This window comes from Thermomonas sp. S9 (genome assembly GCF_024704365.1).
Taxonomy (GTDB): Bacteria; Pseudomonadota; Gammaproteobacteria; order Xanthomonadales; family Xanthomonadaceae; genus Thermomonas.
Genome location: NZ_JAJDFY010000001.1, coordinates 2762701 through 2785040 on the forward strand (window position 1 = coordinate 2762701; position 22340 = coordinate 2785040).

Below are 22340 nucleotides of genomic sequence, written 5' to 3' on the forward strand. Positions count from 1 at the left end.
GACAGAATCCGCAGCTTAGCAAAGCCTCAGCGCGACTCCGGGTAGAGCGGCGGCAACGGGTCTGCCGTCGCCCGTGCCACCGCGCGCCAGCGCGGGCCTGCGGCAAACGCCGGCCGCAGCGCACGCAGCGCCGCCTCCGGCGCGCCGCCGCCCCAACGCGCGGCCTGCAGGGCGCGCACGGCCTCGACCTGCGCCGGATCCTGCAGGCGCGCCGCCACGGCATCGAGATCCTCGCCCGTGCATCCCGCCGCGCCGGTCAACGCACGCGCGATCGCCGCCAGATCGCCGCTGGCAAGCGCCACCGGCAGCGCCGGCGCCTCCGCCGCGGGCGCGGGCCCATGCGCGCGACGCGCGCGCCAGCGCCGCACGCCAGCCACGCCCGCCGCCAGCAGCGCCAGCGCGAGCACACCGCCCCAGAGCCACAGCGCAAGGACATCGCCGGCCCCACGGGAGATGGCCGGCCGTGCCGGCACCTGCGGCGCGGCGGCAGGCGGCGAGGCCGGCGCGACCGCGGATGCCGCCGTGGACATGGCCCCACCCGCGGCGGGCGCAGTGGCAGCGGGCGTGCCCGGTGCCACCTGCAGCCGCAGCGGCGGCAGTATGGACCGCTGCGCGCGGCCGGCATCGGCATCCCACCACGCCAGCTGCGGCCCCGGCAGCGACAGCGCGCCCGGCTGCTGCGGCACCAGCGCGAACACCCGGCGCACGCTCACCTGCGGCCGGCCATCGACGAAACGTTCCTGCACCTGCGCCGGCTCCGGGAACACCTGCACCCCGGGCGCGGCCGGCCACTCGAGCGCCGGTGCCTGCGCGGCGGTGGCGCCATCCGCCTCCAGCGCGACCTCGACCATGGCCGCCGCACCGGCGAAGGCCTGGGTCGGCGCCCGCAGGTAGCGCAGCCGCAGGGCATGCAGCGGCAGCCACGGCGACGGGGCCTCCGCCGGAATCGGCCGCACCTGCAGCAGCCGCGCCGGGGCCGCTGCGCTCACCGGCGTGCGGTCGTCCTCGAACAGCGGGCCGGCGAACCCGGGGCCACGGATCGCGGTCAGGCGCGCGCCGGGCAGCAGCAGCGGGCCGCTGCGCTCCGGCACCAGCAGGTAGCGCCGCTCCAGCACCTGGTAGCGGCGCCCGCCGAGCATGCGCTGGTAGCTGATGTCCTCGCCCACCCGCTGCAGGCTGGCGCCGGCCGGCGGATCCAGATCGAGCTCGCCGGACAGCAGCGGAATGGCGTAGTTCAACCGCACGATGACGCCCACCGTCTGCTGCACGTAGGGATGCTCGGCATCGACCGTGGTTTCCACGAACACATCCGAGTCCGGCGTGGCCGGCTGCACGGTGGGTGCGCGCACCACCAGCTGCAGCGGCGCGGTGCTGGCATGGCCCACCCGCAGCGCCGGCACCGTCCAGGTGCCCGGGCCGCGCGGCCGCAGCCCCACCGAGAACACGGTCTGCCGGCGCGCCTGCCCGTTCACCCATTCGAACTGGCGGCGCACGCTCTGCCCGCCGAGGGCGAACTGCGCGCGCAGCGGGGCATAGTCGATCTGGTCCACGGCCTGGTCGGTGGCGATGTTCAGCGCCACCGTCTCGCCCCTCGCTGATCTCGCCGCGATCCAGCCAGGCGCGGGTCTGCGCCGCCGCCGGCAGCACGGCCCAGGCCAGCAGCGCCAGCAGGCCGATGGCCAGGCGCCGGATCACGGCCCACCCGCCTCGACCCGGCGCCGGGCCTCCAGCTGCAGGCGTGCGCGCAGCAGCGCGCCGGGATCGTCCGGCACCCGCTGCAACCAGGCCTGGTTGGCGAGCCGGCGCTCGCGCTCTTCAGCAGTCTCCGCACGCTGCGCCGGCGCGCTCTGCACTGGCCCGGCTCCAGCCGGGCGGCCCTGCAGCGCCTGCTGCATGCGCGCGCGCTGGGCGGCATCGGCCTGCGCCTGCGCGCGCGCCTGTTCTGGGGACAGCTGCGATGGCTGCGGCGGGCCGTCCAAGGTCTTCCCGGCGGTCTGCGGCCCGGAGCGGCCCTGCGCGGGCGGCGGAGACGCGCCGTCCTTGCCCGCCGCGTCCTTGCCGCCCTTGTCCCGGTCTTGCGCGTTCTGGCCGGGCGACGGCTGGCCGCTGCCGGAGCGCGGCGGCGTGGCGTTGCCGGACGCAGACGAGGACGCAGGAGGCGGCGACCGCCGCTGGCGGGCCGCCTCCACCAGCTTGCGGTTGTAGAGCGCATCCGGCATGCCGGGGCGCAGGCGCAGCGCGCGGTCGTAGGCGGCGATCGCCTCGTCGTAGCGCCCGGCCTGCGCCAGCGCGTTGCCGAGATCGTATTGGCCGTCGGCATCGGGCAGGCCCGAGAAGCGCGCGATGGCGGTGGCGTAATCGCCGCGCCGGTAGGCCGCCACGCCCTCCCGCCGGCGCGCATATGCGACCTGGTCGGCGCGCTGCCAGAGCGTGCCGCGCGGCGGCTGCGCGGCGGCCGGCGGGACCGCGGCCTGTGCGACAGCCGGAGGCGCCGGCCAGCCCGCCGCGACCACCAGCAGTACCGCCAGCGCGGCCCCGCGCCGGAACAGCGGCAGCACGCACAGCATGACCAGCGGCAGCAGCCAGTAGCCATCGTCGCGCCACACCTGCGCCGCCTGCCCCGACGCCACGCCCGCGGCACGCCCGGGCTGCAGCACGCCCAGCGCGCGCAGGTCGGCATCGCCCACGGTAATCGTCTGGTAGCGGCCGCCGCCGGCCGCGGCCAGCGCCTGCAGCGAGCCCGCATCCAGCCGCGCCTGCGCGAGCCCGCCCGGCCCCGCGAACACGCCGCCTTGCGCGCTGCCCACGCCCAGCGCGGAGACCGCATGGCCGGCCGCGCGCGCCTGCGCGGCGGCGGCCAGCGCCGCCGCATCCGCGTGGTCGGTGAACAGGAGGATGTCACCGTGGGCGAAGCCGGCCTGCTGCAGCAGCCGCTGCGACCAGGCGATCGCACGCGCGGGCTGCTGACCATCGGCGGGCATCACGTCCGGGGCCAGCGCATCGAGGAACAGGGCGACGTTCGCGGCATCGTCGGTCAACGGCGCCACCGTGTAGGCATCCTGCGCGAACACGACCAGGGCCACCTCGCCGCCGCTGCGCTCGCGCAGCAGGGTGGCGAGCTTGGCACGCGCCTGCACCAGCCGGCTCGGCGGCAGGTCGCGCGCCAGCATCGCCGACGACAGATCGAGCGCCACCACCAGCGGCTGCCGGCTCTGCCACAGCGGCTGCGCGCGCTTGCCCAGGCCCGGCCCGGCCAGCGCCAGCAGGGTCAGGGCCAGCCCCAGCAGGCCCGCCCATTGCGCCCAGGCGCGACGCGCGCCGGCGCCGCCTTCCAGCAGATGCGGCAGCAGATGCGGATCCACCGCCTGCTGCCAGCCATCGCGCCGGCGCTGGGCGCGGCGCAGCCACAGTGCCAGCGGCGGCAGCGCCAGCAATCCCAGCAGCCACCACGGGCGCAGGAAGTGCAGCGTGCCCAGCAGCGTCAGCGTCGCGCTCATGCCCGCCTCCGCGCGCCGACCAGCGCCAGCAGGCCCAGCGCCAGCGCCGCCGCCAATGGCAGTGGGTAGCGCTCGATCCGCGGCCGCACTGCCTGCCCGGCGCGCGGCACCGGCTCCAGGCGGTCGATGCGGGCATAGGCATCGGCCAGCTCGTCGGTGGCACGGGCGCGGAAGAAGGCGCCGCCGGTCAGCTGCGCGATCCGCTTCAGCCCGGCCTCGTCCACGTCGTCGCCACCCCCCAGCAGCAGCCGGAAGCCGAACACCGAGGCGGTGCCGCCCTCGCCCCCGAAAGCGATGGCGTAGATGCGCAACCCGGCATCGCGTGCGATCCGCGCGGCCTTCTCGGGGTCCAGCACCCCGGCGGTGTTCACGCCGTCGGTGAGCACGATCAGGACGCGCTTGCCGGGCGGCGCCTCCTGCAGCCGCTTCACCGCCAGCGCGATCGCATCGCCCAGCGCGGTGGCGCGCCCGGCCAGGCCGAGCACCGCATCCCCCCAGCTGCTGGCGCACGCTGGCGAGGTCGGCGGTCAGCGGGGCCAGGGCATAGGCGCGGTCGCCGAACACGATCAACCCGACCCGATCCCCGCTGCGCCGGCGCAGAAAATCTGCGAGCACCGCGCGTGCGGCGGTCAGGCGGTCCACCGGGCGGCCGCCGAGTTCCATGTCCTCCTCGCCCATGCTGGCGGACAGATCCAGCGCCACCATCAGGTCGCGCCCGCTGTGCGGCGGCAGCACTGGCGCTCCCCATTGCTGCGGCCGCGCCGCGGCCACGCACAGCAGCGCCCAGGCCGCCCATCCCAGCCAGGCCACGCCCGGTGCACGCGCGCGCCCCGGCGCACCTGCCGCGACCTGGCGCAGGCGCGTGCCCCACGGCACCCGCAGCGCCGCCCCGGCCGCCGCACGCACCGGCCACAGCAGGTGCACCAGCAGCGGCAGCGGCAGCGCCAGCAGCAGCCACGGCCAGGCGAATCCATCGAATGGCCATCCTCCCGCGAACATGCTCATGCCCGCTGCATCCACTGCAGGAACCGCCGCCGCGCCAGTATGCGTAACGCCTCCAGCGCCGCCGGGTCCACCTCGCGCCGGTACAGGCCCTCCACCAGCAGCGCTCCCGGCCCGGCCGCGAAGGCGGGCGACTTGCTGTCCGCATCCAGCAGGCGCAGCCAGTCCTCGCCCTGCAGCCGGTCGGCCGCCGGATCGATCCGGCGCGCCGCGCGCCGCAGCAGTTCGAGATCGCCGCCACCTGGTCCGGGCCCGGAGCGGCCTGCGCCAGGCGGGCATCGAATACCTGCGCCCAGCGGCGCAGGCGCTGCCGCCGCCAATACCAGATGCCAAGCCCTGTCAGTACCAGCAGCAACCCGCCAGCCAGCCCCCACCAGCCGGGCGCGGGCGGCCACCAGGACGGCGCCAGCCCGGGATGCACGTCGCGCAGCGGCAGCGGCATGCCCGGCGTCATCGCACCCTCCGCCGCCAGGGTGTATCCAGCAGCGGCAGCCAGACATCGCTGGGCGCTGCCGCGGACAGCGCTTGCACGCGCAGACCCGCCTGCTGCAGCCGTGCCTGCGCCTGCGCCAGCGGCTGCGCGAAGGCCTGCTGCCAGCGCCGGCGTACGCCCTCGGCGTCCAGCGCCAGCGCCAGGCGCGCGCCCTGCGCCGGAGCGAACGCCAGCGTCGCGCGCGGCGGTGCTTCCTCCAGCGGGTCGGTGAACAGCAGCACGCTGGCATCGAAGCGTCCGAGCGCCGCCCACAGCGTCGGCTCCACCCCGCCCACGCTGGCGGCATCCGCCAGCACCAGCACGCGCGCACCGGGCCGCAGCAGGCGGCGTGCATGCTCCAGCGCCAGCGTCAGCCCGGCGTCGTCCTGCGGCGGCCGCGCATACCAGCGCACCAGCGCATCCAGCACGCGCAGGACGCCGCGGGTGCCGGTGGCCGGCGGCACCGGCGCTTCCTGCACGCTGCCGCGCAGGGCCGCCACCCGGTCGCCGTCGCGCAGCGCCAGCCATGCCATCAGCGCCCCCGCGCGCGCCGCCTGCACCGACTTGAAGCGCACCCGGGTGCCGAAATACAGCAGCGGCGAGGTGTCTGCCACCAGCAGGGTGAGGCGTTCGCGTTCGGCCTGGAACAGCTTGGTGTGCGGCTTGCCGCTGCGCGCGGTGAGCCGCCAGTCGATATGGCGGGCATCGTCGCCGGGGCTGTACTCGCGTGATTCGGCATATTCCATCCCGCGCCCGCGCAGGGTGGACAGGGCGTGCCCCTGCACGCCGTGCGCCCCGCGCCGCGGCGGCCGCCGGCCCTGCACCCGCGCGCGCAGGGCCAGCAGCTCGGCCAGCTGCGGGGCGATGCCCGTCCCGCCGTCTGCCGCCTGAGCGCCCCGCTGCATGGCCCTGTGCACCTCCATCGGCTTACGGCAGCGGCACCCGCTGCAGCAGTTCCTCTACCAGCCGGGCGCCGTCCCAGCCTTCCGCGGTGGCCTCGAAGCTGGGCAGCACCCGGTGCCGCAGCACGTCGGGCGCAACCGCGCGCACGTCCTCGGGGGTGACGAAATCGCGCCCGGCCAGCCAGGCGCGCGCGCGCGCGCAGCGTTCCAGCGCGATCGAGCCGCGGGGACTCGCGCCCCAGGCGATCCGGCGCGCCAGTGCGGGGTCGTAGCGGCCGGGATCGCGCGAGGCCAGCACCAGTTCCACCAGATAGCGTTCCAGCGCGGGCGCCAGGTGCAGATCGAGCACCGCCTTCCGCGCGGCGAACACCTCGTCCTGAGCTGATCCGCGCCTCTGGCGACGACGGCGATGGCTGCAGCGCATCGCGGGCGCGCAGGCGCGCCAGCTGCAGGATCTGGGCTTCGGCCTCGGCCTGTGGGTAGCCGATCCGGACATACATCAAGAAGCGGTCGAGCTGGGCTTCCGGCAGCGGGAAGGTGCCCTCCTGCTCGATCGGGTTCTGGGTGGCCATGACCAGAAACAGCGCCGGCAAGCGATAGGTCTGACGGCCGACGGTGACCTGATGTTCGCCCATCGCCTCCAGCAGCGCCGATTGCACCTTGGCCGGGGCGCGGTTGATCTCGTCCGCCAGCAGCAGGGAGTGGAAGATCGGGCCGGGCTGGAACTCGAAACGCCCGTCCTGCGGGCGCCAGACCTCGGTGCCGGTGAGGTCGGCCGGCAACAGGTCGGGAGTGAACTGGACGCGCGCGAAATCCGCCTCCAGCCGCGCCGCCAGCGCCCGGATCGCGCTGGTCTTGGCCAGCCCCGGCGCGCCTTCCACCAGCAGATGGCCGTCGGCCAGCAGCGCGATCAGCAGGCGTTCGACCAATGAGGCCTGCCCGATGATTTCCTGCTGCAGGGCCTGCTGCAGCTGCTGAAAACGGTCATGCAACGACGGGGGTGACGCGTGTGGGGTGTCCATGGCGGGGCATCCTGCAGGTGGCGGTTTGACCGCACGACGCGGCAAAGGTTCGCCCATGGTGCCGCCGCGCAAACGAAAACGGGAGCCCTGCGGCTCCCGTTTCCCTGGCATCGACAGCGCGGCTCAGCGCTGGGCGACGCGCATGACCTTCGGGGTCACGAAGATCAGCAGTTCGGCCTTGGTCTTGGAGCGGCTCTTGTTCTTGAACAGGTTGCCGAGGATCGGGATATCCCCCAGGAACGGCACCTTGGAGATATCGGTGGAGTCATTGAACTCGTACACGCCGCCGATCACCACGGTCTGGCCGTCGTCCACCAGCACCGCGGTATTGACCTCGCGGCGGGCGATCTGCGGCACCTGGCCGAAGCTGCCGAGGCTGATGAAGCCGTCGAGCTCGTCCTTCTTCACGCCCATATTGAGGAACACGCGACCATCGTTGGTGATGGTCGGGGTCACCTTCAGCTCCAGCAGCGCTTCCTTGAACTGCACGGTGGGCACGTTGCCGCCCTGGCCGCCGGACACGGTGAGGTAGCCGATTTCCTTGCCCTGCCGGATCGTCGCCTCCTTCTGGTTGCTGGTCACCACGCGCGGGTTGGAGATCACCTCGGCGCGGCCCTGCTCCTGGATCGCGGACAGCTCCACGTCCAGTGCGTAGCCGGCATTCAGGATCGACAACGCCAGCGAGCCGCCCGGATTCTGCAGCACGGCCGGCATGTTCCAGTTGAGGCCGCGGGTGATGGTCGGCACCGCCGGCGGGCTCGGCGGCGGGGTCGTGCTGTTGGCCAGCGCCGCGTTGGTGATCGCATTCTGGTTGGCGATGTTGTTGCCGATGCTGCTGCTGTAATAGATCTTGTTGTTGTTGCCGGTGCCGGTGATGCCGAACTTGGCGCCCAGCTCGCGCGCCACGTTCTCGTTGGCGATCACGATGCGGGCCTCGATCACCACCTGGTCGACCGGCTTGTCCAGCTCCTGCACCAGCTTCTTGATCCCTTCCACCTTCTGCGGGATGTCCACCACCAGCAGGGTGTTGGTGCGCTTGTCGAAGCTGATGCTGCCGCGTCCGGACAGGAAGCCGCGGTCCATGGCATTTTGGCCACCCTGCTGGCCACCGCCCTGCTGGTTGCCCTTGCTCTCCTCGGTCAGCAGGCGGGCGATATCCTCGGCGTTGGCGTAGTTGACCGGGATGTACTCGGTCACCTTGGCGGCGCGCTCCTCGAGGTTGATGCGGGCCTCTTCCTTGGCCAGTTCGAAGTCGGCGATCTCCTTCTGCGGGGCCACCCACACCACGTTGCCGTTGCGGCGCTTGTCCAGCGACTTGGCCTGCAGCACCAGGTCCAGGGCCTGGTCCCAGGGCACGTTCACCAGGCGCAGGGTGACGTTGCCCTGCACGGTGTCGGCGGCGACGATGTTGAGGTTGGATTCCTCGGCGATCAGCTGCAGGACGGTGCGCACCGGCACGTCCTGGAAGTTGAAGGTCACCGGCTTGCCGCTGTAGCGCACGGACGCGCTGGCGCTGGCATCGCCGCTGCTGGCGGCGCCCATGGCCTTGCCGCCAGTGCCGGCAGCGGCGGCGACCGGATTCGCGCGCGGCACGATCTCGACGATGTACTCGTTGCCGCTCTGGTAGGCCATCGACTCGAACATGCCCTTGGTGCCGAGCACCAGCTGCGCGCCGCTGCTGGTGGCATGCGCCTCGACGCGCTGCACCGGGGTGGCGAAATCGACGACGTTGATCGGACGCTGCAGCGAGGCCGGCAGCTGGGCGTTGCCGATGTCGATCACCACGTTGGAGCCCATGGTGCGCAGGTCCGGGGCCGCGCCGCTGCCGGAGAAGCGCAGGATCAGCTTGCCGGAACCGCCGTCGCCGCGCTTGAAGTCGATCGCGGACACGGACACCGCATCGGGCAGGCGCTTGGCGGGATCCGCCATGCCTCCGGTGGCGGACTGGCCGATGCCGGCCGCGCGCACCGGGGACGAGGCGGTGCCCGCGCCCACCGTGACCAGACCGAGCGCAAGGGCGACGGCAAGGGCCCGCGAGGGCAGGTGGCGCCGGACAGGCTGCATTTGCTTGGCGTTGGTGAAGGTCATCTGTCTAGTCCCCAATCAATTGTCGAGCGCCATCTTGGCAGGGCGTTCCGGCCAGCCACCCGCGCCATCCGGTACCAGTTCGACCAGTTCAATCCGGTCTTCGAACACGCCGGTCACCCGGCCATCGCTTTGCCCCATATAGTCACCGGGCTTCACGCGGTAGGTGACCTTGTCGGGCGCCATCACCAGCGCGACCAGGTTCTTGCCGGTGCCGAGCGAGCCCACCATCTTCAGGCTGTCCAGCGAGAACATCTCCAGCGTCTGCTTGCGCCGGCCCGGGTCCGGGCGCGGGCCGCCGGCGCCCTCGCCGGTGAACGTCTGGTCGAACGGGTCGCGCATGTTCTGCGCGGTGTACTCGAAGGTCTCGAACTGCTGCATGGTCGGCAGCGGCTCCAGCGCCGGCGCCGGCCGGGCCTTGACCTCGGCCACCCATTTTTCGAGATCCCCGCGGCTGCCGCCGCAGGCGGCCAGGGACAGGGTGACCAGCAGCAGGGCAAGCGCGCCGGCGACGCGACGAAGCATTGACGTGCGCATGCTCACTTGCCCCCTTCTTGTCGCCGGCCTTGCTGGCGTCGGCCTCGGCCTGGGCGGACTCGTCCTCGTCCAGGTAGCGGTAGGTCTTGACCGTGCCCGCCAGTTCCAGCGGGGTGTTCGGACCGATCCGGGCGTTCGGATTGTCCTTGCTCTTCTTCGGCTGCAGGGAGATGTCATGCATGGTCATGATCACCACCCGCGGCAGCGACGCCACGCCGCTGACGAAAGCCCCGAACTGGTGGTAGGTGCCCACCATCCGCAGCATGATGGGCTTCTCGGCATAGAAATCCTGCTTGGCCTCCGGGCCAGGCTGGAACAGGTCGTTCTGGATGCCGGTCGCCAGCGCGGTCTGCGAGATATCCACGATCAGGTCGGGCATCTCGGTCTTGCTGGGCAGCTGGCGCAGCATCTGCTGCAGCTGTTGTTCCATCTGCGCCAGCTGCTGCTTGAGCGGCTCGAGGTTGGCGGCACGGCCCTGCTTGGTCTCGAACTCGGTACGCAGGTCGGACTCCTGGGCCTGCAGGCGCTTGAGCTCGTCGCGCTGGCCGCTGATGGCCACGAACCAGGCGATCACCACGATCACCAGCGCAAGCAGACCGCAGAACACCAGCTGCGCCTCGCGCGGCCAGCTGCCGATGTTGTTGATGTCGAGTTCGCGGAGATTGATTTTCTTCTTCGTGCTCACGACGCATTCCCTCCGGCGGCGGGCGTGGCCGGCGCGGCGGCCGGCGCCTGCGGGCTGGCATCCTGCCCGTCCTTGGCCGCGCTGGGATTGGCCAGCTTGACCTTCAGGTTGAACTCGTACGGCAGGGCCGGGTTGCCTTCCTTCGCCTCGATCACGTTGAGATCGGGGTTGGTCATCCAGCCCGAGCTCTCCAGGTTGCGCATGTAGGTGGACACCCGCGCGTTCGACTGCGAACGCCCGTTGAGGGTCAGGATGTCGCCTTCCTGCTTGATCGAGGTCAGCGCCACCCCATCGGGGATGGTGCGCACCAGCGAGTCGAACAGGTGCACCATCTGCGAGCGGTTGGCCTGCAGCTGCTCGATCACTTCCTTGCGCGCCAGCAGCTTTTGCTTCTTTTTGTCCAGCTCCTGGATTTCCTTGATCTGGCCGTCGACCTTGGCGATCTCGCCGCGCAGGTACTCATTGCGCGCGTTCTGGCCGGCGATCCAGCCGCCGTAGAGGCTGTAGATCAGGATCGACAGCAGGATGCCGGCCAGCACCGCCAGCCCGAGCATGCCGTAGAACTCCTTCTGCCGGGCCTTGCGGCGCTCTTCGCGCCAGGGGAGAAGATTGATGCGTGCCATCAGTCGAAGCTCCTGAGTGCGAGCCCGCAGGCGATCATGAGTGCCGGCGCGTCCTGCGCCAGGGCGTTGGCCTGCACGCGCGGCCCCAGGGTCATCTGCGCCAGCGGGTTGGCCGTCACGCTGGGGATGCCCAGCTGTTCCTCGACCATTGCGGCGATGCCGGGGATGGAGGCGCAGCCGCCGGCCAGCACGACCTGGTCGACCCGGTTGAATTCACTGCCCGCGTAGAAGAACTGCAGCAGGCGGCTGACCTGCTGGACCATCGCTTCCTTGAACGGCTCCAGCACCTCGATCTCGTAGCTCTCCGGCAGGCCACCCTGGCGCTTGGCCAGGCCGGCTTCCTCGTAGCTGAGGCTGTAGCGGCGCATCACCTCGTCGGTGAGCTGCTTGCCGCCGAACACGTTCTCGCGGGTGTAGATGCTGCGGCCACCGCGGAGCACGTTGAGCGTGGTCATGGTGGCGCCGACATCGACCAGCGCCACCAGGCCGTCGCGCGGGATGTTCAGGGTCGGGGCGATCAGCGCGAAGGCGTTCTCGATGCAGAAGGCCTCGACGTCGATCACCTTGGCCACCAGCCCGCCGAGTTCGAGCGCCGAGGCGCGCACCTCGACGTTCTCGGAGCGCGAGGCCGCCAGCAGCACCTGCACCATCTCGTTGTTGCCGGGCACCGGGCCGAGCACCTCGAAATCGAGATTGACCTCCTCGACCGGGTACGGGATGTAGTTGACCGCCTCCAGCTCGATCTGGGACTCCATCTCGTCTTCGTCCAGCGCGGCCGGCATGGTGATGACCTTGGTGATCACCGACGAACCGGACACCGCGGCGGCGGCATGCTTGACCCGCGAGCCGGAGCGCGCGATGGCGCGACGGATCGCCTCGCCGACGGCCTCGACCTCGACCAGATTCTTCTCGACCACGGCGTTCGGCGGCAGCGGCTCCACCGCGTAGTGCTCCACGCGGTAGCGGTCGCCGGTGCGCGCCAGCTGCAGCAGCTTGACCGCAGTCGAACTGATGTCCACGCCGATCAACGGCGCTTGCGTCTTCGTCCCCAGCCCCACGGCATCTCCCCTTCCCACGGGCGTTTACACGCGCCTAGTGCAGTACTACATGAATAACGGAGTTTTCACTTCAAGGCAAGCCCCGACCGCCGGCGTTGCCCGCGCCACTGCCGTCTTCCGTCCCGCTCGACCGCACCAACGCTGTCGTCGATGCCGGCCGGCCACCCCCGTGGGCCGGTGGATACCGGCGTGACCATCATATACTCCGCGACCTCGCTTGCTGCAATCGGATTTCCGTGACCATGCTCCGCTTTCCCCGCCTGCTGCGCTGGCTGCTGCTGGCTGGACTCGTCATTTGCCTTTTGGGTGCCGGGGTCGTCGGTGCGATGGTGTACGCCGTCAACGCGCGCCTGCCGGACGTGCAGGCGCTGCGCACCATCGAGCTGCAGGAGCCGATGTACGTGTACGCGCGCGACGGCGAGCTGATCGGCCTGTTCGGGGAGATGCGGCGCTATCCGGTGCGGCTCCAGCAGGTCCCGCTGCGGGTGCGGCAGGCCTTCCTGGCCGCCGAGGACGCCAATTTCTACGAACACGGCGGGGTGGACCCGAGCGGGATCGCGCGCGCAGTGTGGCTGCTGATCAAGACCGGCGGCCAGGAACGCGTCCCCGGCGGTTCCACCATCACCCAGCAGGTGGCCAAGCAGTTCTTCCTCAGCTCCGAGTACAGCTTCCGGCGCAAGTTCGCGGAAATGCTGCTGGCGATGAAGATGGAGCGCGAGCTGAGCAAGGACGAGATCTTCGAGCTGTATCTGAACAAGAGTTTCTTCGGCAACCGCGCCTACGGCGTGGCCGCCGCGGCCGAGTACTACTACGGCAAGACCCTCGACCAGCTCACCCTGGACGAGGCCGCGACCCTGGCCGGCATCCCCAAGTTTCCGTCCAGCGGCAACCCGATCAGCAACCCCGAGCGCGCGCGCCTGCGCCGCGACAACTACATCCTGCCGCGCATGGCCGAGCTGGGCTTCGTGACGCGCGCGGAGATGGAGGCGGCGCGCCAGGTCCCGATGCACGCCGCGCCGCACGAGCCGAGGGTCGAGGTGCATGCCCCCTACGTGGCCGAGATGGTGCGCCAGCAGATGGTGGACCGCTTCGGCGGCGACGTGCTGAACAAGGGCTACCGGGTCACCACCACCATCGACCCGGTGCTGCAGGCCGCCGCCGACCGCGCGGTGGTGGATGGCCTGCGCGTGTACGACCGCCGCCACGGCTGGCGCAGGCCGGAGCAGAGTGTGCAGATCCCGGCCGGCGCCGACCCGCGCGCGATCGGCCAGCTGATCCGCAACATCCCGCCACAAGGCGGGCTGGTGCCGGCGGTGGTGGTGGACAACGGCGGCGGCGCGCTGCACGTGGTGCTGGCCGATGGCCGCGAGTTGACGCTGGCCGGCCGCGCCCTGGCCTGGACCGGCAAGCCGGCGGCGGCCCTGGCCCAGCGCGGCGACGTGGTGCGGGTGCGCCCGCTGCCGACCGACAAGCCGGACGCGCCGCCGCAGTGGGAGCTGGACCAGATCCCGCGTGCGCAGGCCGCACTGGTGTCGCTGGAGGCCGACACCGGCGCGCTGCGCGCGCTGGTGGGTGGCTACAGCTTCGCCGGCAACAAGTTCAACCGCGCCACCCAGGCGCGCCGCCAGCCCGGTTCCAGCTTCAAGCCGTTCCTGTACGCGGCGGCGTTCGAGCGCGGCTTCAACCCCGCCTCGATCGTGCTGGACGCGCCGGTAGTGTTCAAGGACCGCAAGGGCCACGAGTGGCGGCCGCAGAACGACACCGGCAACTTCGCCGGCCCGATGCGCATCCGCGAGGCGCTGGTGCAGTCGCGCAATCTGGTCTCGGTGCGCCTGCTGGATGCCATCGGGGTGGACTACGCGCGCCGCTACATCAGCCACTTCGGCTTCGACGAGGCCAGCCTGCCGCCGAACCTGTCGATGTCGCTGGGCACCGCCTCGCTGACCCCGCTGTCGGTGGCGCGCGGCTACACCGCGTTCGCCAATGGCGGCTTCCTGGTGACGCCGTGGGTGATCGACAGCGTGCGCGACCGCGACGGCAAGATGGTGTTCCAGGAGCATCCGGCCATCGCCTGCCCCACCTGCCAGACCGCCGCGGTGCCGGGGCAGCCGGCCACCACCACCAGCGCCGGTGGCAAGGTGGACGGCTTCGACCTCGGACCGGCCAGCCCCGCACCGGCAGCCGCCGGCCCAGGCGCGCCCGCCGCCCGCCCCGCGCCGGCACCTCCCGATGCGGAACAAGCCACGCAGCCGCTGGCGCCGCGCGCAATCGATCCGCGCGTCGCCTGGCAGCTGGCCTCGATGATGCGCGACGTGGTCAAACGCGGCACCGCCACCGCCGCGCGGGTGCTGGGGCGCGACGACGTAGGCGGCAAGACCGGCTCCACCAACGACCACCGCGACGCCTGGTTCTCCGGCTTCGGCGGCCCCTACGTCACCACCGTCTGGGTCGGCCGCGACGACTTCCAGTCGCTGGGCTACCGCGAGTACGGCGGCAAGGCCGCGCTGCCAATCTGGATCAGCTACATGCAGGCGGCGCTGAAGGACCAGCCGCTGCGCCTGCCCGATCCACCGCCCGGCATGGTGAAGGTGGTGGTGGGCGCCAACGGCCGCCTGCTGCCCGGCGGCGACGGCGATGGCGGGATCGTGGAATGGATCAAGGCCGAGGACCTGCAGCGGATGCAGGAGGACGCGCTGACCGAGCCGGAGCCGCAGGACAGTCAGCAGACGCCGGCCGAACAGGCGTTCGATATCTTCTGACCGCGGGCCTGCCATCCGCCGCGGGTGACGGCCCGCCCCCGGCTCGGGTACAGTCGGAGCCGGCCACCGCGGAGGATCCGATGATGCCTGGACCGCGCCCGCATGCCGCCGCGCATGCCCACACCCACGCCGTCACCCGGGTGCGCGAACGCCGCCACCGACTCGCCACGGAAGCCGCCCGGCTGATGGTGGAAGGCGGCATCCGCGATTACCGCCTGGCCAAGCGCAAGGCCGCGCAGCGGCTGGGGATCTTCGACGACGCCTCGCTGCCCGGCAACCGCGAGATCGAGGACGCCCTGCGCGAATACCAGCGCTTGTTCCAGCGCGCGCAGCGACCGGATGCCCTGCGCCAGCGCCGGGAAGCCGCGCTGCCGGCGCTGGAGTTCTTCGCGGCGTTCCAGCCGCGCGTGGTCGGCCCGGTCTGGGACGGCACCGCGGATGCCCACTCCGCGATCGCCCTGCACCTGCACAGCGACGATCCCGATGCGGTGCCGCGCTGGCTGGCCGAGCACGCGATCCCGGCGCGCCCGCGCCACCACCGCCTGCGGCTGGACCACGAACGCGAGGTGGACGTGCCAGCCTGGCTGTTCGCCGCCGACGGGCTGGAGTTCGACGCCACCGTGCTGCCGCTGGACTGCCTGCGCCAGGCCCCGCTGTCGGGCGTGGACGGGCGGCCGATGCGGCGCGGCAGCGCCCACCAGCTGCGCGCACTGCTGGCCGCGGACGAAATCGCCGGGCACGAGGCCGAGGCGCTGGCGCGCTGATCCGGGAAAGCCCCCTCCGTACCGGCCCGAAAGCGCGAACGCCCCGCGCGGGGCGGGGCGTTGCGTGGACCTGCCAGGCGCTTGCGCGCCGGCCTCAGCGCCTGTCCACCGGGACGTAGTCGCGCACGCCGCTGCCGGTGTAGAGCTGGCGCGGGCGGCCGATGCGGGCGCCGGGGGTTTCGTGCTGCTCGATCCAGTGCGCGATCCAGCCGGCGGTGCGCGCGATCGCGAACATCACCGTGAACATCTCGGTCGGGATGCGCAGCGCCTTGTAGATGATGCCGGAGTAGAAATCCACGTTCGGGTACAGCTTGCGCTCGACGAAGTACTCATCCTGCAGCGCGGCCTCCTCCAGCTTCATCGCCACTTCCAGCAGCGGGTCGTTGACGCCCAGCTCGGCCAGCACCTTATGGCACATCTCGCGGATGATCTTCGCGCGCGGATCGAAGTTCTTGTAGACGCGATGGCCGAAGCCCATCAGGCGGAAGCTGTCGTTCTTGTCCTTGGCGCGCCGTACCGCGGATTCCACATTGTCCGGGCTGCCGATCTCCTCCAGCATCTTCAGCACCGCTTCGTTGGCGCCGCCATGCGCTGGGCCCCACAGCGCGGTGATGCCGGCCGCAACCGAGGCGTACGGGTTGGCGCCGGTGGAGCCGACCAGGCGCACGGTGGAGGTGGAGGCGTTCTGCTCGTGGTCGGCGTGCAGGATGAACAGCAGATCCAGCGCCTTGGCCGCCACCGGGCTCAGCTGCAGCGGCTCGCTGGGCACCTCGAACATCATGTGCAGGAAGCGGCTGACATACTCCGAGATTGTTGCGCGGATAGCGGAACGGCCAGCCGATCGAATAGCGGTAGCAGGCCGCGGCGATGGTCGGCATCTTGGCGATCAGGCGGATCGCGGCCATCTTGCGGTCGGCCGGATCCTCCACATCCAGCTTGTCGTGATAGAACGCCGACAGCGAGGCCACCGAGGCCGCCAGCATCGCCATCGGATGCGCATCGTGATGGAAGCCCTGGAAGAAGTTCTTCAGGGACTCGTGCATCATCGTGTGGTGGGTGATCTGATGCTCGAACTCGACGAACTGCTGCTTGCCGGGCAACTCGCCATTGAGCAGCAGGTAGGCCACCTCCAAGAAGCTGGACTGCTCGGCCAGCTGCTCGATCGGATAGCCGCGATACAGCAGCACGCCGGCGTCGCCGTCGATGTAGGTGATCGCGCTCTTGGTGCTGGCGGTGGCGCCAAAGCCCGGATCGAAGGTGAAGCAGCCCGATTCCTTGGGCAGCGCGGCGATGTCGATGCAGGGCTGGCCCAGGACGGGCTGCAGCACGGGCAGGTCGAACGCTTTGCCGCCCGCGGCCAGGGTGATCTTGTCGAATTCGGACATGGCGCAACTCCTTGTGGGGGTGCGGGGCGCCGGCGCAAGCGCGCCATGCGCCTGCGCATGGGAAGCGCGAATTATCGCACAGGCCATCCGGCGACGAACCCCGACCATCGTCCAGCCTTTTCCTTTCCGGACCGACGCCTCGGCGGCCGGCGGACGGTGCCCATTGCCCATCGCCACGCAAAGCCCTGAAAACGCGAAAGCCACCCGCAAGGGTGGCTTTCGGAGTCGCTCCGGCGCGCGGCCGGGCGGACGGCAAGCCTGCGACGGCTTACTTCTGGTAGCGCTTGCGGAACTTGTCCACGCGACCGCTGGTGTCCACGATCTTGTTCTGGCCGGTGTAGAAGGGGTGCGAGGACGACGAGACTTCCACCTTGACCAGCGGGTACTCGTTGCCGTCTTCCCACTTGATGGTCTCCTTGCTGGAGAGGGTCGAGCGGGTCAGGATCTTGAAGTCCGAGGTCACGTCCTGGAAGACGACGTCGCGGTATTCGGGATGGATGCCGGCTTTCATGGGGCAGACTCTGGGAAATGGAGCAGGAAAGAGCCGCGCATTATAGCGGTGCGCCGACGTCAGTTGCAAGCCGCGCTCGCGGCGGGTCGGCTCAGGCCGCCAGCGCGGCGGCGATCATGCCCTCGAACCGGGCCTGGTCGTAGCGCAGCAGGATGTCCACGTTGTCGGCCTGGCCGGTCTGGCGGTTCCAGTCCACCACCGTGGCGCCGCGGGTATGGATGCCTGCCACCTCCACCGCCAGCGGGCGCGGAACCGACTCCAGCACGCCTTCCGGCTGCAGCGCCAACGCCATCGCCAGCGCATCGGCGGCATGCCAGCGCTCGCCGCGGCCGGCGCGCGACCAGGCCCGTGTATGCGCGGAGATGCCGGCGTAGAAGCGCGCGCGCGCGGAATCCGCCGCCAGCCAGCGCTCCACGTCGGTATGCAGGAACCCGTGCGCCAGCACCGCCTCCCAGTCGGCCAGCTCGATTCTCGGGAACTGGCTGAACACCACGTGCGCCGCCTCCGGGTCGAAGGCGATGTTGAACTCGGCGGCCGGGGTGATGTTGCCGTGCGCGGTGACCGCCGCGCCCATCACCACGCAGCGCGCGACCCGCTGCGGCAGGCTGGGGTCGAGCTTGAGCGCCAGCGCCAGGTTGGTCAGCGGCCCCAGCGCCACCAGCACCAGGCGCCCGGCATGCGCGTGCGACAGGCGCAGGATCGCCAGCGCCGCGTGCTCGGCCTCGGCGCGCCGCGCGGCCGGCGCATAACCGGTATCGCCGAAGCCGTCGCGGCCGTGCACGTAGGCGGCATCGCGCGCGGGGTGCACCAGCGGCGCGTCGGCGCCGGGAAACACCGGCACCTCGACGCCCGCCACCTCGCACAGCTTGAGCGCGTTGGCGATGGTATGGCGCAGGCCGACGTTGCCGGCGGCGATGGTCAGGCCGACCAGGTGGTGGCGTGGATCGGCGAAGGCCATCAGCAGGGCCAGCGCGTCGTCCACGCCGGGGTCGGTATCGATGAGCAGCGGGATGCGGGCGTCGTGCATCGCCGGATTATGCGGCAGGCGCGCGCCTGCGCGCAGGCCCCACAAACGCCAACGCCCTCCCCACATGCGGGAAGGGCGTCGGAAACGTGCGTCGCGGTGGATTAGCCGGCCAGGCGCCGCGCCATCGCTGCACCGAGATCGCCCGGCGAACGCACGGTGGTGACGCCCGCCTTCTCCAGCGCCGCGAACTTGCCCTCGGCGGTGCCGGAACCGCCCGAGGCGATCGCCCCGGCATGGCCCATGCGCTTGCCCTTGGGTGCGGACGCGCCGGCGATGAAGCCGACCACCGGCTTGGTGACGTACTGGGCGATGAACCCGGCCGCCTCTTCCTCGGCGCTGCCGCCGATCTCGCCGACCATGATGATGCCCTCGGTCTGCGGATCGTCCTGGAACCAGCGCAGGGCGTCGATGAAGCTGGTGCCGTTGATCGGGTCGCCGCCGATGCCGATGCAGGTGCTCTGGCCGAGGCCGACATCGGTGGTCTGCTTGACCGCCTCGTAGGTCAGGGTGCCCGAGCGCGATACGATGCCCACCTTGCCCGGCATGTGGATGTGGCCCGGCATGATGCCGATCTTGCACTCGCCCGGGGTGATCACGCCGGGGCAGTTGGGGCCGATCAGCACGGTGTGCGGGTGGCTCTTGAGCACGTTCTTGACGCGCAGCATGTCCAGCACCGGGATGCCCTCGGTGATGGCCACGATCACGCGGATGCCGGCGGCAGCCGCTTCCAGGATGGCGTCGGCCGCGAACGGCGGCGGCACGTAGATCACCGAGGCATCGGCGCCGGTGGCGTCCACCGCCTGCTGGACGGTGTCGAACACCGGCAGGCCCAGGTGCTGCGTGCCGCCCTTGCCGGGAGTGACGCCACCCACGACCTGGGTGCCGTAATCCAGCATCTGCTGGGCGTGGAAGGTGCCTTGCGCGCCGGTGAAGCCCTGCACGATCACCTTCGTGTTCTTGTTGATGAGGACGGACATGGAATGATTCCTTCGTGCGGGGTCAGGCGGCGTTCTTGACGGCGGCAACCGCCTTCTTCGCGCCATCGTTGATGTCGTCGGCCGGGATGATGGCCAGGCCGGAGTTCGCCAGCAGGGCCTTGCCGGCCTCCACGTTGGTGCCTTCCAGGCGCACGATCACCGGTACCTTGACGTCCACCTCCTTGACCGCGGCGATGATGCCCTCGGCGATCATGTCGCAGCGCACGATGCCGCCGAAGATGTTGACGAAGATCGCCTTCACCTTGTCGCTGGACAGGATCAGCTTGAACGCCTCGGTGACCCGCTCCTTGTTGGCGCCGCCGCCGACATCCAGAAAATTGGCCGGCTCGCCGCCGTTGAGCTTGATCACGTCCATGGTCGCCATCGCCAGGCCGGCACCGTTGACCATGCAGCCGATGTCGCCGTCCATGGTGACGTAGTTGAGATCGTGCTGGCTGGCCTTGACCTCGGTCTCGTCCTCCTGGCGGATGTCGCGCATCGCGGTCAGCTCGGGATGGCGGAAACCGGCGTTGTCGTCGGAATTGATCTTGCCGTCGAGCACCGCCAGGCTGCCGTCGGTGAGGATCGCCAGCGGGTTCAGCTCGACCAGCGCCAGGTCCTTGTCGTTGAACAGCCTGAACAAGCCCAGCATGATCTTGGTCAGCTGGCCGACCTGCTTGGCGTTCAGGCCCAGCGCGAAGCCGAGGTTGCGGCACTCGTACGGCTGCAGACCCTGGACGTAGTTGACGTGCAGGGTCTTGATCGCCTCCGGCTTCTCGTGCGCGACCTGCTCGATGTCCATGCCGCCTTCGGCCGAGGCGATGAAGGTGATCGCCTTGCTGCCGCGATCGACCAGCACCGACAGGTACAGCTCCTTGGCGATGTCGGTGGCCTGGGTCACCAGCACCGCATCGACCGGCAGGGCGACGCCCGCGGTCTGGTAGGTGGCCATGCGGGTGCCCAGCATCGCCTTGGCGTACTCGCGCACCTCGTCGAAGGTCTTGGCCAGCTTCACGCCGCCGGCCTTGCCACGGCCGCCGGCATGGATCTGGGCCTTGACCACCCAGAAGTCGCCGCCGATCGCCCTGGCCGCATCCACGGCCTCCTCCGGCGTGCGCGCGACGCGCCCGGCCGGCACTGCAATGCCGTAATCGGCAAACAACTGTTTCGCCTGGTACTCGTGAAAATTCATGGATCACCCGGGGAGAGGATGGGGACGCCGGGCCGCCGGCGTTCCCGGCCCGACCCGGGCAGACCGCCATTTTAGCGTGTTGCGCCGCATCATGCTTCGCCCCGGGACCGCTTGCCGCATACTCGGCCCACGATGGCCCGCGATCGCACCCCGGACGACCCGCCCGCCCTGCACGCGGCCATGCGCCGCGAGCTGCATTTCTTCGCCCTGTACCGGGTGTTCGAGGCGGCGCTGCTGTGCCTGACCGTGTTCAGCCCGCTCGCCGGGCTGTTCGCCGCGCCGCGCCACCCGCAGCTGGCGATGGCGGTGGCGGTGGGCTACCTGCTGCTGGCCTGCGGGCTGTTCGTGCTGCGCCGGCGCGGCGCGATCGCGGCCCAGGTGGCGGCGGGGGTGGCGATCGACATCGCGGTGACCGCGCTGGCCATGCACGCCCTGCCCGACCTGGCCTCCGGCATCGCGATGATGCTGCTGTTCAACGTGGGCGCGGCGGCGCTGCTGCTGCCGCTGCGCGGCGGGCTGGCGACGGCCGGGCTGGCCGGGCTGGCGCTGGCGCTGGAATACGTCTGGAGCGCGCTGGCCGACACCCCGCAGCGGCCGGCCGCGGAAGTGCCGATGTTCGTGGTCAGCTACCTGGCGATCGCCACCCTGACCAGCCTGCTCGGCCGCCAGCTGCGCGCCAGCGAAGAGCTGGCCGAGCAGCGCGGCAGCCAGGCCGCGAACCTGGCCGAGATCAACGAGCTCATCATCCGGCGCATGCGCACCGGCGTGCTGCTGGTGGACGGCGGCGACGAGATCCGGCTGGCCAACGAGGCGGCCATGCTGCAGCTGGGCGAGGCCGGCGAGGGCCGGCGCCTGCTGGCCACCGCCGCGCCCGCGCTGGAGGCCCGCCTGCGCCGCTGGCTGCGCGACGGCCAGCACGACCCCACCCCGTTGCAGCTGGCGCCCGACCTGCCGGACGTGCTGCCGCGCTTCGCCCGTCTGCTGGCCGGCGGGGAGCAGGTGCTGGTGTTCCTGGACGATGCCGAGCTGGCCTCGCGCCGCGCCGAGACCCTGACCCTGGCCACCCTCGGCCGCTTCTCGGCCAGCCTGGCCCACGAGATCCGCAACCCGCTGGCGGCGATCAGCTACGCCACCCAGCTGCTGGAGGAATCGCGCGAGATATCCGAGGCCGACCGCCGCCTGCTGGAGATCATCTATCAGCAGACCCGGCGCATGAACGGGATCATCGAGAACGTACTCGGCCTGGCCCGGCGCGAGCGCGCCCAGCCCGAACCGGTGGAGCTGGGCGAGTTCGCCCGCCAGTTCGTGGCCGATTACCGCCAGAGCCACCCGCTGGAGGACGACCAGCTGGATGCGCGCACCCCGACGCAGCCGGTGCACTGTCTGGTGGACCGTCGCCAGCTGCAGCAGGTGGTGACGGTGCTGGTGCACAACGCGCTGATCTACGGGCGGATGCCGGACGCACCGGCGCGGGTGGCCCTGCACGTCCACCGCGACGACCGCGGCGCCCCGCTGCTGGACGTGGTGGACCACGGCCCCGGCATCCCGGAAGGCGTGGCCAGCCAGCTGTTCCGCCCGTTCTTCACGACCTCCGCCCACGGCACCGGGCTGGGCCTGTACATCGCCCGCGAAATCTGCACCGCCAACCAGGCCGAGCTGCGCCACGTCCCGCTGCCGGCCGGCGGCGCCTGCTTCCGCATCCGCCTGGCCGGGGCGCGCGCGATCGCCACCGCCTGACGGCCCTCCCGGGGCCCACCTGCCGCTGTGCGTCGCACTTGGACGCAGCGCGGCAAGCGGGTATCGTGATTCCGCCATGAATTCCCCGCCCGCAGCCCGCAGCCC

13 protein-coding genes and 6 pseudogenes are annotated in these 22340 nt (G+C 71.2%); 3 read left to right on the plus strand and 16 right to left on the minus strand.

From position 1 onward, the window contains the following. Window positions 1–26 precede the first annotated feature (26 nt). From LJB71_RS13955 to LJB71_RS14005, 11 genes and pseudogenes are all read right to left on the minus strand, one after another. Complete coding sequence (locus tag LJB71_RS13955; RefSeq protein ID WP_259304633.1) at window positions 27–1580, minus strand: BatD family protein; 1554 nt, start codon at window positions 1578–1580, stop codon at window positions 27–29. Window positions 1581–1691: 111 nt separating this feature from the next. After that, window positions 1692–3497 carry a tetratricopeptide repeat protein gene (locus LJB71_RS13960; RefSeq protein WP_259304634.1) on the minus strand — a complete coding sequence of 602 codons (1806 nt, stop codon included), beginning with the start codon at window positions 3495–3497 and terminating at the stop codon, window positions 1692–1694. Beyond that, window positions 3494–4502: pseudogene (locus LJB71_RS13965) on the minus strand (VWA domain-containing protein). Before LJB71_RS13965 ends, LJB71_RS13960 begins: the two are co-directional and overlap by 4 nt. Further along, window positions 4499–4953: pseudogene (locus tag LJB71_RS13970) on the minus strand (DUF4381 domain-containing protein). Before LJB71_RS13970 ends, LJB71_RS13965 begins: the two co-directional pseudogenes overlap by 4 nt. Beyond that, the gene (locus LJB71_RS13975) at window positions 4950–5876 is read right to left on the minus strand and encodes a DUF58 domain-containing protein (RefSeq protein ID WP_259304635.1); all 927 of its coding nucleotides are present in this window, start codon (window positions 5874–5876) and stop codon (window positions 4950–4952) included. The pseudogene LJB71_RS13970 and the gene LJB71_RS13975 overlap by 4 nt, the downstream one beginning before the upstream one ends. A 22-nt stretch (window positions 5877–5898) precedes the next feature. After that, window positions 5899–6895, minus strand: a pseudogene (locus LJB71_RS13980) (MoxR family ATPase). Window positions 6896–7018: 123 nt separating this feature from the next. Further along, the gene (locus tag LJB71_RS13985; RefSeq protein WP_259304636.1) at window positions 7019–8983 is read right to left on the minus strand and encodes a type IV pilus secretin PilQ family protein; all 1965 of its coding nucleotides are present in this window, start codon (window positions 8981–8983) and stop codon (window positions 7019–7021) included. Window positions 8984–8998: 15 nt separating this feature from the next. Beyond that, a complete protein-coding gene (locus tag LJB71_RS13990) occupies window positions 8999–9505 on the minus strand; it encodes a pilus assembly protein PilP (protein WP_259304637.1) in 507 nt (168 codons plus the stop codon). 37 nt (window positions 9506–9542) lie between these two features. Next, window positions 9543–10202, minus strand: a pseudogene (gene pilO, locus LJB71_RS13995) (type 4a pilus biogenesis protein PilO); the annotation flags it as partial. A 74-nt stretch (window positions 10203–10276) separates the two neighbouring features. After that, window positions 10277–10825 (minus strand): annotated as a pseudogene (locus LJB71_RS14000) (PilN domain-containing protein); the annotation flags it as partial. After that, entirely contained in the window at window positions 10825–11883 is a 1059-nt protein-coding gene (locus LJB71_RS14005) for a pilus assembly protein PilM (RefSeq protein ID WP_259304638.1), read from the minus strand. The pseudogene LJB71_RS14000 and the gene LJB71_RS14005, both read right to left, overlap by 1 nt. 242 nt (window positions 11884–12125) lie before the next feature. Between LJB71_RS14005 and LJB71_RS14010 the strand changes: the two genes are divergently transcribed. Both LJB71_RS14010 and LJB71_RS14015 read left to right on the plus strand, forming a co-directional pair. Then, window positions 12126–14642 (plus strand): penicillin-binding protein 1A, encoded by a 2517-nt coding sequence (locus LJB71_RS14010; RefSeq protein WP_259304639.1) that lies wholly within the window; start codon window positions 12126–12128, stop codon window positions 14640–14642. A gap of 83 nt (window positions 14643–14725) precedes the next feature. Beyond that, complete coding sequence (locus LJB71_RS14015; protein ID WP_259304640.1) at window positions 14726–15406, plus strand: hypothetical protein; 681 nt, start codon at window positions 14726–14728, stop codon at window positions 15404–15406. Window positions 15407–15500: 94 nt separating this feature from the next. On the opposite strand, the pseudogene LJB71_RS14020 reads toward LJB71_RS14015, so the two are convergent. The 5 genes and pseudogenes from LJB71_RS14020 to sucC all read right to left on the minus strand — a co-directional run bounded on the left by LJB71_RS14020 (window position 15501) and on the right by sucC (window position 20498). Further along, a pseudogene (locus LJB71_RS14020) lies at window positions 15501–16791 on the minus strand (citrate synthase). 268 nt (window positions 16792–17059) lie between these two features. Beyond that, complete coding sequence (locus LJB71_RS14025) at window positions 17060–17302, minus strand: type B 50S ribosomal protein L31 (protein ID WP_259304641.1); 243 nt, start codon at window positions 17300–17302, stop codon at window positions 17060–17062. A 91-nt stretch (window positions 17303–17393) separates the two neighbouring features. Then, entirely contained in the window at window positions 17394–18329 is a 936-nt protein-coding gene (locus tag LJB71_RS14030; RefSeq protein ID WP_259304642.1) for a nucleoside hydrolase, read from the minus strand. A 101-nt stretch (window positions 18330–18430) separates the two neighbouring features. After that, window positions 18431–19306 (minus strand): succinate--CoA ligase subunit alpha, encoded by an 876-nt coding sequence (sucD, locus tag LJB71_RS14035; RefSeq protein WP_259304643.1) that lies wholly within the window; start codon window positions 19304–19306, stop codon window positions 18431–18433. 22 nt (window positions 19307–19328) lie between these two features. Then, on the minus strand, window positions 19329–20498 hold the full coding sequence (gene sucC, locus LJB71_RS14040) for an ADP-forming succinate--CoA ligase subunit beta (RefSeq protein WP_259304644.1): 1170 nt from the start codon (window positions 20496–20498) through the stop codon (window positions 19329–19331). Between the two features lie 132 nt (window positions 20499–20630). Between sucC and LJB71_RS14045 the strand changes: the two genes are divergently transcribed. Next, entirely contained in the window at window positions 20631–22235 is a 1605-nt protein-coding gene (locus tag LJB71_RS14045) for an ATP-binding protein (protein ID WP_259304645.1), read from the plus strand. Window positions 22236–22340 lie beyond the last annotated feature (105 nt).